Source organism: Bacteroidota bacterium (assembly GCA_034723125.1).
Classification (GTDB): Bacteria; Bacteroidota; Bacteroidia; order CAILMK01; family JAAYUY01; genus JAYEOP01.
Genome location: JAYEOP010000102.1, coordinates 1 through 17247, shown reverse-complemented (window position 1 = coordinate 17247; position 17247 = coordinate 1). Strand labels below are relative to the sequence as shown.

Genomic DNA, 17247 nt, shown 5'->3' with positions numbered 1-17247 from the left:
ATTAGTTCTTCAACAGTAGTTGCATTTATAGTCCAATTCTTTTCAAAATCATCTTTGTTTAGAATTACTTCACCTATTTTTACTTCATGTTGGTGGGCAATAAAGATAGGATATTTTGAAATTTTGCTTGATAAAACTTCATAAGCAACTTCTTTAATTGAATCGTTATAATATTTTAAGTCTTTTTCTAAGTTTTTAAGAATCTCTTGAGCATCCATAATTAATTATTTTTCAGAATTAAAAGTGCTACATTTTCAACATGAAGTGTGTGGGGAAACATGTCAACAGGCTGTGATTTAATAAAAGTATAATCAGAACTTAACAGCTCAATATCTCTTGCTTGTGTTGCAGGATTGCAACTTACATAAATAATTTTTTTCGCTCCCGATTTTTTAATAACAGGAATAACCTTTTTGTGAAGTCCTGCTCTTGGCGGGTCAACAATAATTATGTCAGCTTTTCCATTATCGCTAATGAAATTATCGTCAAGAATATTTTCAACAATTCCTGAATGAAATGTTGCATTTTTAATATTATTATTTGCTTTATTGATATCAGCTTCGATAACCGATTCATCAACAGTTTCAATTCCAATAATTTTTTTTGCTTTTTCTGCAAGGAATAAACCTATACTTCCTACACCTGAATAAAGGTCATAAACAATGTCTGTTTTTTTGATATTTGCAAAATCACGCACTACATTGTACAAGTTAATTGCTTGAAATGAATTTGTTTGAGAAAATGATTTTGGACCAAGAAGAATTTCAATATGCTCAATTTTTTCTTTGATATGCGTGCTTCCTGAAAAATGTTTAGGTTCAATGTCGTAAAGAGAATCGTTCTTTTTAAGATTTATCATATAAAAAACTGAAGTTATCTCAGGAAAAGACTTGACAATATGATTTAATAAATTAGTAATTTCTTTAATATTATTTTCTCCAAAAACAACATTAACCATGATTTCTCCAATTGATGAAATTCTAATTACAAGGTTTCGTAATAATCCGCTTGTAGCAATAGTGTCATAAAAACTAAGATTATTTTCAATAGCATATTTCCTTGTTTCATTTCTGATTTTGTTTGATGGCTCGGCAAGGAGATAGCATTTTTCAATATCAACAATTTTATCAAATCTTCCGGGAATATGAAAGCCTAATCCATTTCTGTTAAAATCTTTGTCTTCTTTTATTTCTTTCTCAGTGAGCCATCTTTTATTAGAAAATGAAAAATCAAGTTTGTTGCGATAAAATTCAGTTTTTTCAGAACCAATTATTTCTAATATTTCAGGATTTTCAACTTTGCCAATACGTGTGAGGCTATCAAAAACAATTTTTTGTTTGTGCAAAAGTTGCTCACTATATTTCATGTTCTGAATTTTGCATCCACCACAAAGGTTAAAATGATTACAGACTGCCTTAGTACGTTTTTGCGATAACTGAACAAAATCAAGAATATTTGCAGAAAAGTAGCCTTTCTTTTTTCCAAATATTTGAATGTTTACAATATCTCCGGGAATTGTTTTGTCAATAAAAACAACTTTGTTATTAATTTTGGCAATACCTTTTCCTTTTGCACCTAAATCAATTATTTCAATATTTTTGAAAATTTCTTTTTTCCTGAGATGTTTATCCATTTCTTATAATAATTCAATGGGGCGATGTAAAGTGAAATGACTTTTATTTTGTTTCCTGTATTTTCAAACAGCTTTTAAGCATGTACTTAAAAATAGAAGCATCTTGATATCCAGTCTCAAAATAAACTTCATGATCCTTTGTGAAAAGAAAAGATGTTGTGGGGTAACCGATTTTAGGTTCGTTTGATAAGGTTGAATTATTTGTTAAACATGCTAAAAGCTGAATGCTTGTAAGTTGTTTCCCATTGAGGCTAAAAGTTTTATCTTTATTTTTTGCACTTTCTGGATTGAACATTACTGCAACAAAACTTTCATTTATAGTTTTAACGACCTTTTTATTTGTGTAAGTAGATTTTTCCATTTTTTTGCAAAACGGACAATTGTCTGTAACCAAGTCAACAATAAGAATTTTATTTTCTTTTTTAGCAATTTTATAACCCTCTTCCCAACTATACCATTTTATTGATTTGTTATCTTGTGAAAAAGCAAGATTACTAAAAAAAAGAATTGAAAGTGTGATTATTATTGCTTTGCTTGTCATCATTTAGATAATTTATTACTTTGATGCTTGCTTCTTTAGATCGCTGAAAGAAGTTAATATTTTTTGAAAGTTTTCAGGGTTCTGATATCCAGGTTGAAGATATACTTTCCTTTCATTTACAAAAAGAAAAACTGTCGTAGGATATCCTGCTCTTTGATTTTGAATTAACATTGAATAAAGTTCTCTTCCTCCAAATTCTTTATTACCAATTTTATATTTTTTCCCTTTAATCTCAGGGTTGAATTTTACAGGAATAAAGTCTTTGTTTACTGCTTGAATAATATTTTGTTGGGAATAAGTTTTATCATCCATAACTTTACACCACTTACACCACTCTGTGTATAAGTCAATTAAAAGTATTTTGTCAGATTTTACTGCTTTTGGATATCCTTCATTCCAGTCTAACCATTTTATTTGGTCTTGTGCTTTTGTTTGGAAACTTAGGGAAAAAAGTATGAAGGTAATAATTAGTGTTACTGTTCTCATAATTTAATTTAGATTTTTTAGCTCTATTTTACAAATATTATTCCATTAAGTATTTAATTGGATAAATTTGTTTTGCAAAAGTAATACATATATATATTTTTCAATATAAAAGAATTTTTTTTGTAAAACAATTTTGTTTGATTGTTTATTTAGTGCCTCTTAGAAAAAATCTATTTTTAATTTTGTAGAGTTTTCTAAGAGACACTATTTAAAACTGAAATAATTTTATATTTTTGTAATAAAATAAACAATTGTTATGACAGCTCTTTCGTTGAAAATAGAAGTTGACAAAAAGTCAGGGTTTTGCTTTGGGGTTGTAAATGCAATAGGAATTGCAGAAGAATACTTGAAAAAAAATGATAAACTTTATTGCCTCGGTAGTATTGTTCATAATAAAATGGAGATACAACGCCTTGAAAATTTAGGTATGCTTACAATTCATAATGATGAATATAAAAAACTAAAAAACGAAACTGTTCTTTTGCGTGCACATGGTGAACCTCCTGAAACTTTTACTACTGCAAAAGAAAATAATATTAAATTGATAAATGCAACTTGTATAATTGTAAATAAACTGCAAAAGAAATTAATTGAGTTGAAAAAATTATCACTTCCAATTTTTATTTTTGGCAATAAAAATCATCCTGAGATTATTGGCTTAAATGGACAAATAAAAAATGAAGCTGTGATTTTTAGTAGTTTGGATGAATTGAAAAAAATAGAAATCCCTCAACGAATGATACTGCTAAGTCAAACAACTAAAGATGTTGATGAGTTTTATGAAATAAAAGAATTTCTTTTGAAAAAAGAAGTTGTTGTAGATTTTCATAATACAATTTGTACCCAAGTGGTTAATAGAAAATACGAACTAAAAGATTTTGCAAAGAGAAATGATAAAATTGTTTTTGTAGCAGGAAGAAATTCTTCAAATGCTAAGGTTTTATTTGGAGTTAGTAAAAATCACAATCCTAATACTTTTTTTATTACCGATACTGATGAGTTGAAAAAATCGTGGTTTAATAAAAATGAAAAAGTAGGTATTTCCGGTGCTACATCAACACCCGTATGGTTAATTAATAAAGTAAAGCGAGCTTTGGAGGATTTTTAACTAATGTTACTTCTTGCTGTTAATATCAAGTAAGAAAATCAAAATAATTATCATTATTAATTAATTTAAAAGTGGAATTATTATATGTTTCAAGCCATGTTTTAGGTATTCGTACTTTGCCTTTGTTGAATTTTATTTCATAGGCATTTAGTTGTCCGTTTTTTTCTTCAATATAATCGAGCTCCGCTCCGGTATATGTTCTCCAAAAATATTTGGAAGCATGAATCTCGCTAAATGATAGTTGTTTAATTCTTTCTGAAATTATAAAATTTTCCCATAATTGTCCAATGTCATTACGGTTATTGAACGAATTGAAATTATTGATTAACATATTTCTTATGCCAAGGTCATAAAAATAGAATTTATCCATTTTACTGACTTCTTTTCTTAAATTCCTATTAAAAGCTGAGAGTCTGAAAATTATAAAAGATTTTTCAAGTAATTCAATATATTTCTCAACTGATTCCCGATTCAGTTTAAGTTTGCTTGCTAACTCATTTATAGATGCTTCTGAACCGATTTGAAAGGACAGTAATTTTAATAGGTCATTGAGTTTTCGTGTAAAGCGAATATTATTCAGTTCAATTATATCTTTAAAAAGATAAGAGTTGCCAATTTCATAAAGTAAGTCTTCTTTTTCTTTGTAATTTTGTCTTTTATAAATTTCAGGATATGAACCATAAATAATAATTTCTTCAATTTTATTATTGAGTTCAAATTTATTGAGTTCAGTTAGCATTTCATTGATTGAAAATGGTAAAAGTTTTAATACGTATTTTCTTCCTGTTAGTGGTTCAGTTACTTTTTGAGCAAGGTCAAATGAAGAAGAACCAGTAACAATAATTTTTAGATTCTTAATTTCATCGTGAAGTATTTTTAAATTTATTCCAATGTCAGGGATTCTTTGGGCTTCATCAATTATCAGTAATTCGTAATTTTCTACAAGTAACTTTAATTTATTAAGATCTTTACTGGATAATACTTCTATATATTTTGATTGGTCAGCATTTATCCAAATGGTTTTATAATTCAGATTTTCTACAATCTGTTTTACAAGGGTGGTTTTCCCTACTTGTCTTGCACCATAAATGACAATAATCTTGTTGAATTTTTTAATTTTCTCAATTATTTTATCTCTAATAATTCGTGTAAGTGTTGCCATGATATTATATATTTTTATGCAAATATAAATAAAATAATTTCATAAACCTGCAAAATTCACGTTAATATTGTTGGTAAACCTGCAAAATTCACGTTAGTATTGTCGGTAAACCTGCAAAATTCACGCTAAATGTGTAGGTTGTATTTGGTGGAATGTAATTAGAGTCAAGGTAATCAGTAGTATATGAATTGTGCCTTGTTTTTTTAAAAAGACTTATAAATATTTGGAAATAAAAGAAACAACTTTTGCTGAACCACCTGTATTATCTTTGATGAAATTTTTGCAAATTTCCCCTGATTCTAAAATATTTTTTTCTTTTTGTAAATAACTGATTGTTGATTTCAAGTCTTCGTAGTTATTAATTAAAAATGCTCCTTTTAATTTTATTAACTTAATCGCTTCGTTAAAATTTTCATGACTATTTGGTCCAAAAATTATTGGAATTCCGAAAGTTGCAGGTTCAAGAGTGTTGTGAATACTTTTGTTGAAACCACCTCCAATTATTGCAATGTCAGCATATTGATAAAGGTATTGTAATAACCCGATTGTATTTATTACAAAAATTTGTTTGTTCGTATCAATTTTTTTGTTGTCTTTTACCTCTGACCAAAATAATGCTTCATTACCAAAAAGATTTTTTATAAAAGAAATATGCTTTTCATCAATTTTGTGAGGAGCAAGAATTACTTTGCCTTTAAAGGTGCTTGATGAAATTAATTTGTGAATATATTTTTCTTCTGTTTCGTAGGAAGAACCTACAATTAGTAATTGTTCTTTGTTTTTGAATTTTTCAATTAGTTCTATTTCCTTTTTCCCTGCTTCATTACAAATTTGATTAACTCTGTCTATTCTTGTATCGGGAATTACACTTACATTTTTATATCCGTATTTGTTTAATAGTTGTTTTGATGGAGTATCCTGAACAAAAAAGTAATTAACATAAAGTAGGATACGCTTAAATATTCCAGTGAATTTTTTAAAAAATAATTGTTCTTTTTTAAAAATTGAAGAAACAAGTATTAAAGGGATATTTTTTTTGTGGAGATTTTTAAAATACCAGTACCAAAAATCGTATTTAACAAATATTGCAATCTTTGGATTTATTAGTTCAATAAATTTTCTTGAATTTTTTTTTCCGTCATGAGGCAAATAAAAAATATGGTCGGCAAATTCATAATCTTTTCTTATCTCAAAACCTGAGGGTGAAAAAAAGCTAAGAATTATTTTGTAATCAGGGTATTGTTTTTTTAGTAATTCTATTATTGGACGACCTTGTTCAAACTCTCCAAGTGATGCTACGTGCATCCAAATATTTTTTTTGTGAGTTAATTTTGCTTCTTCTATTTTTTGAAAAATATTCTTTCTTCCTGCAATCCATTGTTTAGCTTTTTTATTCCAAATGGATGCTATTAATACAAAGAGGAAATATCCTTTTAAAAATATATTGTAAAGCAAAAGTGTTATGCTGTCAATTATTTTATTCATATTTAATATATATAAAAATCATCTGGTACGCGATTATAAACGGGTATGTCAAGTCCTATTTTAAAACCGTAAAGAAGGTCAAGTCTTTTTTTAGTATCTTTTGAAAATTCATCAAAATTCCAATCTCTACGATTTTGAGTAAAACCCTCAATAACAGTAAAAGCAAAATGAAAACTACCTAAGTTGTTGTTAGCAAAATGATAATATCCAATTTCCTGACTAAGAGCAAGTCCGTTAGTGAGTCTGTCATATCCTTTTAAATAATCACCTTGAATTTGAGGAAGGTCAATGTAGTTTTGGTTGTAATTAAAAAAAATTTTGTGTTGAATAAATCCAGCTCCAATGTTAACAAATATTCCTGAATTTGGGTTTACACTAAGCACAGGAAATAGTTTGCCGATTTTAAATGAAGTAAAATATCCTCTTTCTTCAAGAGCAATTGGTTCCATCAATCCTTGACTATTGAGCAAATATCCTTTTGATGTTTTTAGTTCATCTAAAATATCATCTTCTTTAACATCGGAACCAAAAAGAAAATCAAATGAGGCTGATAGAATAAAATTATTACTAAATTTAAAAGAGTAAGAGATACCGCTCATTGATGTTAACCCAAAGCTGTTACCCATGTCTTTATCTGTTTGATAAAGAGAATAATTGAGTCCTATAATTGACATGTTTATTGAAGAATCTCTAATGCTTGTTTGAGCATTCAAATAAAAAACTTGAAAAGAAAAAAATAATAAAAGTAATATTAATTTGCATTTTCTTATCATGGCACTGTATATTCGATTTTGTTTTTTATGCAAAACTAATGATATTAAATTGTATTTTACTCTAAATTATTTTAAACTAAAATTATTATTATGAAAATAGCAGTTATTGGAACAGGTTACGTAGGATTAGTAACAGGTACTTGTTTCGCAGAATCGGGAAATCATGTTACATGTGTGGATATTGATGAAAAAAAAGTAGAGAATATGAGAAAAGGGATTATTCCTATTTATGAACCAGGACTTGAAGTTCTTTTTAAAAGAAATATTGAACAAGAAAAAATTGATTTTACAACAAGTTTAAAAGAAGGAATTGAAGGAGCAAAAATAATTTTCCTTGCTTTGCCCACACCTCCGGGTGCAGATGGTTCTGCCGACCTTCACTTTGTACTTGATGTTGCAGGTGAGTTGGGACCTATGCTAAAAGATTATACGGTTATTGTAAATAAAAGTACAGTACCCGTTGGAACAGCAGATAAAGTAAAAGCAAAATTATTAGAAAATTGTAATGTGGAATTTGATGTTGTTTCAAACCCTGAATTTTTAAAAGAAGGCTTTGCTGTTGATGATTTTATGAAGCCCGATAGAATTGTTATTGGTACAAGATCGGAGAAGGCTCGTGAACTAATAAATAGTTTATACAAGCCATTTGTAAGGTCAGGTAATCCAATTGTTTTTATGGATGAAAAATCTTCGGAAATGACAAAATATGCAGCAAATTCATTCCTTGCTACAAAAATTACTTTTATGAATGAAATTGCTAATCTGTGTGATATTGTTGGTGCAAATGTTGACCATGTAAGACGTGGTATTGGCTCAGATGTGAGAGTGGGAAAACATTTCTTATATTCAGGAATCGGATATGGAGGTAGTTGTTTCCCTAAAGATGTACAAGCATTATCGAAAACAGCAAATCAAAATGGTTATGATTTTGAAATTCTTAAAGCCGTTATGAAGATTAATCAGATACAAAAAACTATTATTGTTCCAAGAATGAAGGAATATTTTGGCGGTAGTTTAAAAGGTAAAAAAATAGCAATGTGGGGTCTTGCTTTTAAAGCAAATACCGATGATATTAGAGAAGCATCTGCATTGTATATTATTGATAAATTAATTGAAGAAGGTGCTGAAATTATTGCCCATGATCCTGAAGCTATGGATAATGTAAAAGCTCTTATTGGTGATAAAATTTCTTATGAAGTAAAACAATATGATGTTTTGAAAGATGCTGATTGTTTACTCGTTGTAACAGAATGGCAGGCATTTAGAAATCCAAGTTTTGGAAAAATTGCTGTAAACTTAAAAAACAAAGTAATATTTGACGGTAGGAATCTTTACGACCATGAAGAATTGAAAGAACTTGGGTTTGATTATTTTTCAATCGGTAGAAACAATACTCTAAAATAGATTTTTTTATTAAAACGGTAGGAAGAAAATCTTCCTACCGTTATTCAAAAAATACAAATAAAATTTGTTTGTGTAATTTTTTTATAAAGACAGTTAAAAATAAAAAATTAATATTATGAAAGAAGGTTTAAAAAGAAAAAAAGTACTTATTACGGGTGCAGCCGGATTTATCGGTTCACATCTGTGTGATAAATTTATAAATGAAGGTTTTGATGTAGTGGGAATGGATAACCTCTTAACCGGAAACATAGATAATATTTCTCATCTTTTTAAATTAAAAGAATTTACATTTTATTATCATGATGTTAGTACATTTGTTCATGTTCCCGGTGATTTAGATTATATTCTTCATTTTGCTTCACCTGCCAGTCCCATTGATTATTTAAAAATGCCAATTCAAACATTAAAAGTTGGTTCTTTAGGAACTCATAACTTACTAGGTTTGGCTCTTGCCAAAAAAGCAAGACTACTAATTGCTTCTACTTCTGAGGTTTATGGCGATCCTTTAATCCATCCACAAATCGAAGAGTACTGGGGGAATGTAAATCCTATTGGTCCTCGCGGAGTTTATGACGAAGCAAAGCGATTTATGGAAGCTATTACTATGGCATACCATACATTCCATAGATTGGATACAAGAATTGTTAGAATTTTTAATACTTACGGACCAAGAATGAGATTAAATGACGGAAGAGCATTGCCCGCATTTATAGGACAAGCTTTTAATAATGAAGATATTACTGTTTTTGGTGATGGAAGTCAAACAAGGTCTTTTTGTTACATTGACGATCAGGTTGACGGAATTTATAAATTGCTTATGAGTAACTATAATTATCCTGTGAATATTGGTAATCCTTCCGAAATATCAATTATGGATTTTGCTAAAGAAATTATTAAGCTTACTAATTCAAAATCAAAAGTTATTACAAAAGAATTACCTGCTGATGATCCTAAACAAAGAAAACCTAATATTACTAAAGCAAGAAAATTACTTGGTTGGGAACCAAAGGTTGACCGTAAGGAAGGATTAAAAATAACTATTGATTATTTTAAAACATTAGAGAATTTTAAATAAAAGAAAATATTAATGAAGAAAATACTAATAACAGGTGGTGCGGGTTTTATCGGTTCTCATCTTGTAAGATTGTTTGTAAATAAATACAAAGATTACCATATTTACAATCTTGATAAACTTACTTATGCAGGAAATTTAAAAAATATTACTGATGTTGAAAATGCTCCGAATTATACTTTTGTAAAAGGAGATATTGTTGACCGGAATTTTATTTCCGAGCTTTTTGAAAAAGAAAAATTTGATTCGGTAATTCATCTTGCCGCAGAATCTCATGTTGACAGGTCTATTACGAATCCAAATGAATTTATTGAAACAAATATTGTAGGAACATTAAATTTATTGAACTCTGCTAAAGATATTTGGGGTGAAAATAAAGAACATATTTTTTATCACGTTTCTACAGATGAAGTTTATGGTAGTCTTGGAGAAACAGGAATGTTCAAAGAAACAACAGCTTATGATCCCCGTTCACCTTATTCGGCTTCAAAGGCAAGTTCCGACCATATCGTTAGGGCTTATTTTCATACATTTGGAATTCCGGTAAAAATATCAAATTGCTCAAATAATTATGGTCCAAATCAATTTCCTGAAAAATTACTTCCTCTAATGATTAATAATCTAAAAAATAAAAAATCATTACCTGTTTATGGCAAAGGGCTAAATGTTAGAGATTGGCTTTGGGTGAAAGACCATGCTTCAGCTATTGATACTATTTTTCATGAAGGTAAAGTAGGCGAAACTTACAATATTGGTGGAAAAAATGAATGGAAAAACATTGATATTGTAAAGCTTCTTTGTAAAATTATTGATAAAAAACTCAATAGGGCAGAAGGCGAATCAGAAAAACTTATTACTTTTGTAAAAGATAGAGCAGGGCATGACCTAAGATACGCTATTGATCCGACAAAAATTGAAAATGATCTTGGGTGGAAACCTTCATTAGTCTTTGAAGATGGTCTTGAAAAAACTGTAGATTGGTATTTGGAAAATGAAGAATGGATGGAAAATATAATCTCAGGTGATTATCAAAAATATTACAAAGAGCAGTATGGGTAGGAGAAAATGAATAAATTATTGAATAAACAAATAAACAAATAAACAATATAAAAGCTCATGAAAGGAATTATTTTAGCAGGAGGCTCGGGAACAAGATTGCATCCTTTAACACTTGCAGTAAGTAAGCAGTTAATGCCTGTTTACGATAAACCAATGATTTATTATCCTTTATCAATATTAATGCTATCGGGTATTCGTGAAATACTTATTATTTCTACCCCTGAGGATTTGCCAAAATTTGAGCATTTGCTTGGAGATGGTTCTGATATTGGTTGCAATTTTTCGTATAAAGTACAGGAAGTACCAAACGGTCTTGCTCAGGCTTTTGTACTTGGTGAAGAATTTATTGGAAATGATAAAGTTTGTCTTGTGCTTGGGGATAATATTTTTTACGGACACGAACTGCCTAAAACATTACAACAATGTAATGACCCTGAAGGAGGATATGTTTTTGCGTATCATGTTTCTGACCCTGAAAGATATGGAGTAGTTGAATTTGATGAAAATAGGAATGCTTTAAGTCTTGAAGAAAAACCTTTAAAGCCAAAGTCTAACTATGCAGTTCCCGGATTGTATTTTTACAATAATGATGTTGTGGAAATTGCTAAAAATTTAAAACCTTCAGCACGTGGAGAGTATGAAATTACCGATGTAAATAAGGAATTTTTGAAAAGAGGAAATCTTAAAGTAAAGGTTCTCGGGCGAGGAACAGCATGGCTTGATACAGGAACTTTTACATCGCTAATGCAAGCAGGACAATTTGTTCAGGTTTTGCAGGAACGTCAGGGAACAAAAATTTCATGTATTGAAGAAATTGCATACAAAATGGGATACATAGATGATAAGCAATTAAAAAAGATTGCAAATTCATTGAAAAAAAGCGGTTACGGAAAATACCTTCTTGATATGTTGAAAGTTGAAGCAGAACAGAAAAAATAAAAGACCTACAAACTTTTTAAAACCCTCTCAGTACTAACTTCTTTAGTTAATTCTTCAACCAATTCAGCTACCGAAACTCTTATTTGTTTCATTGTTGTTCGATATCGTAATGTTACAGTGTCGTCTTCAAGTGTCTGATGGTCAATTGTTATTGCATAAGGTGTTCCTATGGCATCCTGTCTTCTGTATCGTTTTCCTATTGAATCTTTTTCGTCATACTGACAATTAAAATGAAATTTAAGCTCATTAAAAATATTCATTGCTTTTTTGTCAAGTCCATCCTTTTTAAGAAGTGGTAAAATTGCAACTTTTACAGGTGCAAGGAAGGGAGGGAGGTTAAGAACTACTCGTGTTGTGTTGTTTTCAAGTTGTTCTTCTGTGTAAGCATCCGAAATTATTGCAAGAAACATTCTGTCTAATCCAATAGATGTTTCAACAACATAAGGAATGTAACTTTCGTTGCGTTCAGGGTCAAAATATTGTAATTTTTTCTTTGTAAAATTCTGATGTTGAGTAAGGTCAAAATCTGTTCTTGAATGAATTCCTTCAAGTTCTTTAAATCCCATAGGATATTCATATTCAATGTCAAAAGCTGCTTTAGCGTAATGAGCTAATTTATCATGCTCATGAAATTTAAATTTTTCTTTAGGAATACCAAGTGAATGATGCCACTTCATTCGTGCTTCTTTCCAGTACTTAAACCATTCTTCTTCAGTTCCCGGTTGAATAAAAAATTGCATTTCCATTTGTTCAAATTCTCTCATTCGGATAATGAATTGACGAGCAATAATTTCATTCCTAAAAGCTTTTCCGATTTGTGCTATTCCAAAAGGAAGCTTCATTCTTCCGCTTTTTTGAACATTAAGATAGTTTACAAAAATGCCTTGTGCTGTTTCCGGGCGGAGGTAAATTTGATTTGCACCTTCCGCAGTTGCTCCTATTTGAGTAGAGAACATTAAATTAAACTGACGTACATCTGTCCAGTTTCTGCTACCGCTCATAGGACAGGCAATCTCCTCGTCAACAATAATTTGTTTGAGTTCAACAAGATTGTTATCCTTTAGAGCTTTAACAAAGCGATTTCTTAGATTATCATATTTTTTCTGATTGGATAGAACTCTTGGATTTGTTTCTTTAAACTGAACTTCATCAAAAGATTCTCCAAATCGTTTTGCTGCTTTTTGGACTTCTTTATTTATTTTTTGCTCAAATTTATTGAGCTGTCCTTCAATTAGTTCATCCGCTCTGTAGCGTTTTTTAGAATCTTTATTGTCAATTAATGGATCACTAAAACCATCAACATGCCCTGATGCTTTCCACACATCAGGATGCATAAAAATTGCAGAATCAAGACCTACAATATTTTCGTGCAACTGAACCATGGCTTTCCACCAATAGTCTTTTATGTTGTTTTTTAGCTCTACACCGTATTGCCCGTAATCATAAACAGCACTTAAACCTTCATATATTTCACTTGAAGGAAAAATGTAACCATATTCTTTACAATGAGAAATTATTTTTTTAAATAAGTCATTTTGATTGTTCTTTGCCATTAGTGATTATGATTTTTGTAAATTAAACATTGAATAAAAAGTGTAGTAAATCTCCATCTTGCACAATATAATTTTTTCCTACTACCTGGAATTTTGCTGCGTCTTTGCATGCTTGTTCTGAACCGAGATTTATAAAATCATCATATTTTATCATTTCAGCTCTGATAAATCCTTTTTCAAAATCGGAATGAATTACTCCTGCTGCTTGTGGTGCTGTGCTGTTTTCTAATGTTGACCATGCTCTTACTTCTTTTGGACCAACAGTGAAATATGTTATTAACCCAAGAAGTTTGTATGCAGAATTAATAAGTTTATTTACTCCGGGTTCTGCTAATTCATACATTTCCATAAATTCTTGTTTTTCTTCTTCTTCAAGACTTTGAATTTCTGCTTCAAGCTTGGCATTAAGAAAAATAAGTTCGGAATTTTCCTTAGCAATTGATTCTCTTAATTGTTCAACATATTTATTTCCCGTATTAATGTCCGAATCGCCTACATTGGCAACATATAAAGTTCTTTTGTTTGTAAGAAAACTAAAACCTTTAATCGCTTTTAATTCTTCTTTGTTAAATGACATATCCCTTACAAAACCACCATCCTCAAGCTGTTTTTTTATTTCTAAAAGAAGGTCAAGCATGAATTTAGCTTCTTTATTTCCCGACTTAGCAACTTTTTGGTTTTTTGTAATAAATTTTTCTACAGATTCAAGGTCTTTAAATTGTAGTTCAAGGTCAACTTCTTCTTTATCACTTAGAGGGTCAACTTTATTGTTTACATGAATTATACTATCATTATCAAAACAACGAATTATATGAATTAAAGAATCACAATGCCTGATTTGGTCAAGAAATTTATTGCCAATTCCTTCACCTGTACTTGCACCTTTTGCAAGCCCGGCAATATCGATAAAGTCAACAGTATTGGGAATAGTTTTTTGAGGTTTTTCAATCTCAGAAAGTTTGTATAATCGTTTGTCAGGGACATTTACAATTCCTATATTTGATTCGGTAGTAGTGTATGGAAAGTTTTCAATATTAACATCAATGCTTGTTAATGCTTTAAATAATGATGATTTTCCTGAATTTGGTAAGCCTACAATTCCGCTTTTTAATCCCATTGCTGTAATTTTTAGTCTTTTTTTTAAACGGCAAAGATAAATTATAATCCTTTGACTGTTGAATTTATAAGGAAAAATATCAAGTGAGGGTTTGAATTAAGGGAGGTTCTATAGATATTCATTTACTTTTTTTTCTATTGTTGTTTTTACTTGTTCCCATTTTGTATTATTGAGAGTCAATGGAGAAAATTGTGATTCGGCATCTTCAAAATATGTTAAGCTTTTTAATACATGGAAATGTGCAATTTGTGGAAATTTTATTGAAAATAATTTGAACATTTCCGATATTGTAAAAGTTTTCAGTAATTCATAAATATCGTAAAAATCTTTTTTTGCTCCACGATTTGATATTGCTGACAATTTCATTGCAATAATGTCTTCAATTGATAATAATCTTAAACCCTCTGATTTGATTACTTTATTTATTAATGGATATGGATATTTTATAAAATCTATTTTTACAAATTCGTCATTTATATTTTGTTTTCTGGCATTTATTGTTAATGAATTTTGTTCTTTTTGTAGAATTATTTTAAATTCTAAATTGGTATTTAATTCTTGTAAAATATTGACTGTTTCAAAATCTTTATTTAGAAATAAATCTAAATCTACTGAAATACGATGACCTAATTGTAAAGCTAATGATGTTCCGCCAACAAGAAAAAAGTCTTGTAAGCTTTTGTATTTCATAAGTATTTTTAGTAATTCCAAAGTTTTTGGATAGACGGCTCTGTATTGTAACATTTGAATTGTTTTTTTTCTATTTTAAAATATTGACTAAAAAAATTTAATGTAACTTTATTGAGGTAACGAATTTGTAGGATTTCATCTTTTATTCGTTCTATACCATAATATTTTTTTATTTCAAACCAATCATTTAACATTCCGTACATTAACACGCGTTCAATAATGTGTCGTGCATGTTTTTCATAATCTAACTTATTTATATCTGTATCCCAAAAAAGTGTTTTTGATAATTGCATGGTTTTTTATTACATAATTGGCTATTTTATTTATATCTATTGAATATAAATGATTGTATTAACATTTACCAAAATTACAACATTTTATTTTAATATTCAATTTTTTTCATATTTATTCCCATGAGCTGTGTAAGCGAAAGAAATTTCATTCCGAAATTTTGGAACCATATATTTCTTAATTTCTTTGTTACTACTTAGTGCCTCTTAGAAAACTATCTATTTTTAATTTTATAATTATTTAAGTACCCTTTACTTCTTTATTAACATAATTATTTTGAAATTTGAAGGTTGAAAATTTTTATTATTAAATGCGAATTATGACTAAAATTATAAATGAACTTGAGCCAACTGTTGTTTGGAATTATTTTGAAGAAATTTGCAAAATTCCACGACCATCTAAGAAAGAGGAAAAGATTATTAAGTACTTAATGGATTTTGCAAAGAAATACAAATTGCAAGCAAAGAAGGATGAAATTGGAAATATTTTAATTTCCAAGCCTGCCGTAAAAGGATATGAAAATGTTAAGCCTGTTGTGTTGCAAAGCCACTTGGATATGGTAGGTGAAAAAAATAGTGATACTGAACATGATTTTGCAACCGATGCAATAAAACCATACATTGACGGTGATTGGGTGAAAGCAAAAGGAACAACTTTAGGTGCAGATGACGGAATTGGAATTGCTACTCAAATGGCTATTTTAGTTGCTGACGATATAAAGCATGGTCCTATTGAATGCCTTTTTACTGTTGATGAAGAAACAGGTTTGTCAGGAGCATTTGCACTAGAAGATGATTTTTTTGAAAGTAGAACTTTAATAAATCTTGATTCCGAAGATTGGGCAGAATTATTTATTGGTTGTGCAGGAGGAAGAGATACAAAAGCATATTTTAAATTTGAGAAAGAGAATGTTCCGAAAAAATCCACTGCTTTTGAAATTTCTGTTAAAGGCTTAAAAGGTGGACATTCAGGTGATGAAATTCATAAAGGATTTGGAAATTCTATAAAACTTTTAGACAGACTTTTATTTGAAGCTAAGGATGATTTTAATATCAGAATTTCATTTATAGATGGTGGAAATATGAGAAACGCAATTCCACGGGAAGCTTTTGCGAAAGTTGTTGTTAAGGAAGGTAAAGAAAGTGAATTTATTGATTATGTAAATAAATTTAATTCAATTGCTAAAAACGAACTTTTTGTAACTGCTCCTGATTTGCAGATTGATGTAAAAAAATCAAACATTCCTGATTTTGTAATTGATAAAAATACACAGGATATGCTTTTGAAATCTTTGTTTATTTGCCCTCATGGTGAAATGGCTTGGAGTCAGAATATTCCTGAGCTTGTTGAAACTTCAACAAATCTTGCTACTCTTAAAATGGATAATGAAATTATTGTAGGAACAAGTCAAAGAAGTTCTGTAGAGTCAAAGTTGGATTGGATTGTACAAATGCTTAGCAATACATTTGAACTTGCAGGTGCTGAGGTAGAAACTACAGACGGATATCCAGGGTGGCAACCAAATTTAAAATCAGAAATATTAGAGATTACTAAAAAATCCTACATTAAATTGTTTAAAGAAGAGCCTGCTGTTAAAGCAATTCATGCAGGACTTGAATGTGGCTTGATTGGTAAAAAGTATCCGGGTATTGATATGATTTCCATAGGTCCTGATATCAAAGGAGCTCATACTCCTGATGAAAGAATCAATATTATAAATACTAAGCAGTTTTGGGATTTACTACTTGATGTGCTTGAGAATATGCCTAAGGATTAGTTTTTTTATTAAGGTTCTACATCTTTAAGCTTTGCAAGCCATTCGATTAGTTATAGTTTAATTGTTTCTTCTTCCATTTTATTATAGCAGATAAATGTGAGAGCTACACTTTGTTAGCCGTAGTTTTAACGAAGGAATATCAGCCGCCTACTCGATT

Annotated in this window: 17 protein-coding genes; 6 read left to right on the top strand and 11 right to left on the bottom strand. The window is 29.5% G+C overall.

The annotated features are described in order from the left end of the window. From U9R42_03120 to U9R42_03105, 4 genes are all read right to left on the bottom strand, one after another. Positions 1-218: hypothetical protein (locus U9R42_03120; GenBank protein MEA3495007.1), on the bottom strand; the 218-nt coding region annotated here is incomplete at its 3' end. 2 nt (positions 219-220) lie between these two features. After that, a complete protein-coding gene (gene rlmD / locus U9R42_03115; protein ID MEA3495006.1) occupies positions 221-1633 on the bottom strand; it encodes a 23S rRNA (uracil(1939)-C(5))-methyltransferase RlmD in 1413 nt (470 codons plus the stop codon). 43 nt (positions 1634-1676) lie between these two features. After that, the gene (locus tag U9R42_03110) at positions 1677-2177 is read right to left on the bottom strand and encodes a DUF255 domain-containing protein (GenBank protein MEA3495005.1); all 501 of its coding nucleotides are present in this window, start codon (positions 2175-2177) and stop codon (positions 1677-1679) included. A 12-nt stretch (positions 2178-2189) separates the two neighbouring features. After that, the gene (locus U9R42_03105) at positions 2190-2660 is read right to left on the bottom strand and encodes a DUF255 domain-containing protein (GenBank protein MEA3495004.1); all 471 of its coding nucleotides are present in this window, start codon (positions 2658-2660) and stop codon (positions 2190-2192) included. 256 nt (positions 2661-2916) lie between these two features. Here U9R42_03105 and U9R42_03100 point away from each other — a divergent pair, with 256 nt between their 5' ends. Then, positions 2917-3768, top strand: a complete 852-nt coding sequence (locus U9R42_03100; protein MEA3495003.1) for a 4-hydroxy-3-methylbut-2-enyl diphosphate reductase — start codon at positions 2917-2919, stop codon at positions 3766-3768. 25 nt (positions 3769-3793) lie between these two features. On the opposite strand, the gene U9R42_03095 is transcribed toward U9R42_03100, so the two are convergent. From U9R42_03095 to U9R42_03085, 3 genes are all read right to left on the bottom strand, one after another. Beyond that, on the bottom strand, positions 3794-4930 hold the full coding sequence (locus U9R42_03095) for an ATP-binding protein (GenBank protein ID MEA3495002.1): 1137 nt from the start codon (positions 4928-4930) through the stop codon (positions 3794-3796). A 213-nt stretch (positions 4931-5143) separates the two neighbouring features. After that, the gene (locus U9R42_03090) at positions 5144-6415 is read right to left on the bottom strand and encodes a glycosyltransferase N-terminal domain-containing protein (GenBank protein ID MEA3495001.1); all 1272 of its coding nucleotides are present in this window, start codon (positions 6413-6415) and stop codon (positions 5144-5146) included. Between the two features lie 2 nt (positions 6416-6417). Next, on the bottom strand, positions 6418-7188 hold the full coding sequence (locus U9R42_03085) for a hypothetical protein (protein ID MEA3495000.1): 771 nt from the start codon (positions 7186-7188) through the stop codon (positions 6418-6420). Between the two features lie 90 nt (positions 7189-7278). Between U9R42_03085 and U9R42_03080 the strand changes: the two genes are divergently transcribed. The 4 genes from U9R42_03080 (at position 7279) to rfbA (ending at position 11662) form a co-directional block, all read left to right on the top strand. After that, positions 7279-8592 carry a UDP-glucose/GDP-mannose dehydrogenase family protein gene (locus U9R42_03080; protein ID MEA3494999.1) on the top strand — a complete coding sequence of 438 codons (1314 nt, stop codon included), beginning with the start codon at positions 7279-7281 and terminating at the stop codon, positions 8590-8592. A gap of 115 nt (positions 8593-8707) precedes the next feature. Then, entirely contained in the window at positions 8708-9667 is a 960-nt protein-coding gene (locus U9R42_03075; protein ID MEA3494998.1) for a UDP-glucuronic acid decarboxylase family protein, read from the top strand. A gap of 12 nt (positions 9668-9679) precedes the next feature. Further along, positions 9680-10723 (top strand): dTDP-glucose 4,6-dehydratase, encoded by a 1044-nt coding sequence (gene rfbB / locus U9R42_03070; protein ID MEA3494997.1) that lies wholly within the window; start codon positions 9680-9682, stop codon positions 10721-10723. Positions 10724-10780: 57 nt separating this feature from the next. Then, positions 10781-11662 (top strand): glucose-1-phosphate thymidylyltransferase RfbA, encoded by an 882-nt coding sequence (gene rfbA, locus U9R42_03065; protein ID MEA3494996.1) that lies wholly within the window; start codon positions 10781-10783, stop codon positions 11660-11662. Between the two features lie 5 nt (positions 11663-11667). On the opposite strand, the gene U9R42_03060 is transcribed toward rfbA, so the two are convergent. The 4 genes from U9R42_03060 to U9R42_03045 form a co-directional block, all read right to left on the bottom strand. Next, positions 11668-13215: a glycine--tRNA ligase gene (locus U9R42_03060; GenBank protein MEA3494995.1), complete on the bottom strand. Its 1548-nt coding sequence runs from the start codon at positions 13213-13215 to the stop codon at positions 11668-11670. 22 nt (positions 13216-13237) lie between these two features. Next, the gene (gene ychF / locus U9R42_03055; GenBank protein ID MEA3494994.1) at positions 13238-14332 is read right to left on the bottom strand and encodes a redox-regulated ATPase YchF; all 1095 of its coding nucleotides are present in this window, start codon (positions 14330-14332) and stop codon (positions 13238-13240) included. A gap of 108 nt (positions 14333-14440) precedes the next feature. Further along, positions 14441-15076, bottom strand: coding sequence for a nucleotidyl transferase AbiEii/AbiGii toxin family protein (locus U9R42_03050; protein ID MEA3494993.1), 636 nt, complete (start codon positions 15074-15076; stop codon positions 14441-14443). Beyond that, entirely contained in the window at positions 15031-15315 is a 285-nt protein-coding gene (locus U9R42_03045) for a hypothetical protein (protein ID MEA3494992.1), read from the bottom strand. The genes U9R42_03050 and U9R42_03045 overlap by 46 nt, the downstream gene beginning before the upstream one ends. 317 nt (positions 15316-15632) lie before the next feature. Between U9R42_03045 and U9R42_03040 the strand changes: the two genes are divergently transcribed. After that, positions 15633-17090: an aminoacyl-histidine dipeptidase gene (locus U9R42_03040; GenBank protein MEA3494991.1), complete on the top strand. Its 1458-nt coding sequence runs from the start codon at positions 15633-15635 to the stop codon at positions 17088-17090. The last annotated feature ends 157 nt before the right edge of the window (positions 17091-17247 follow it).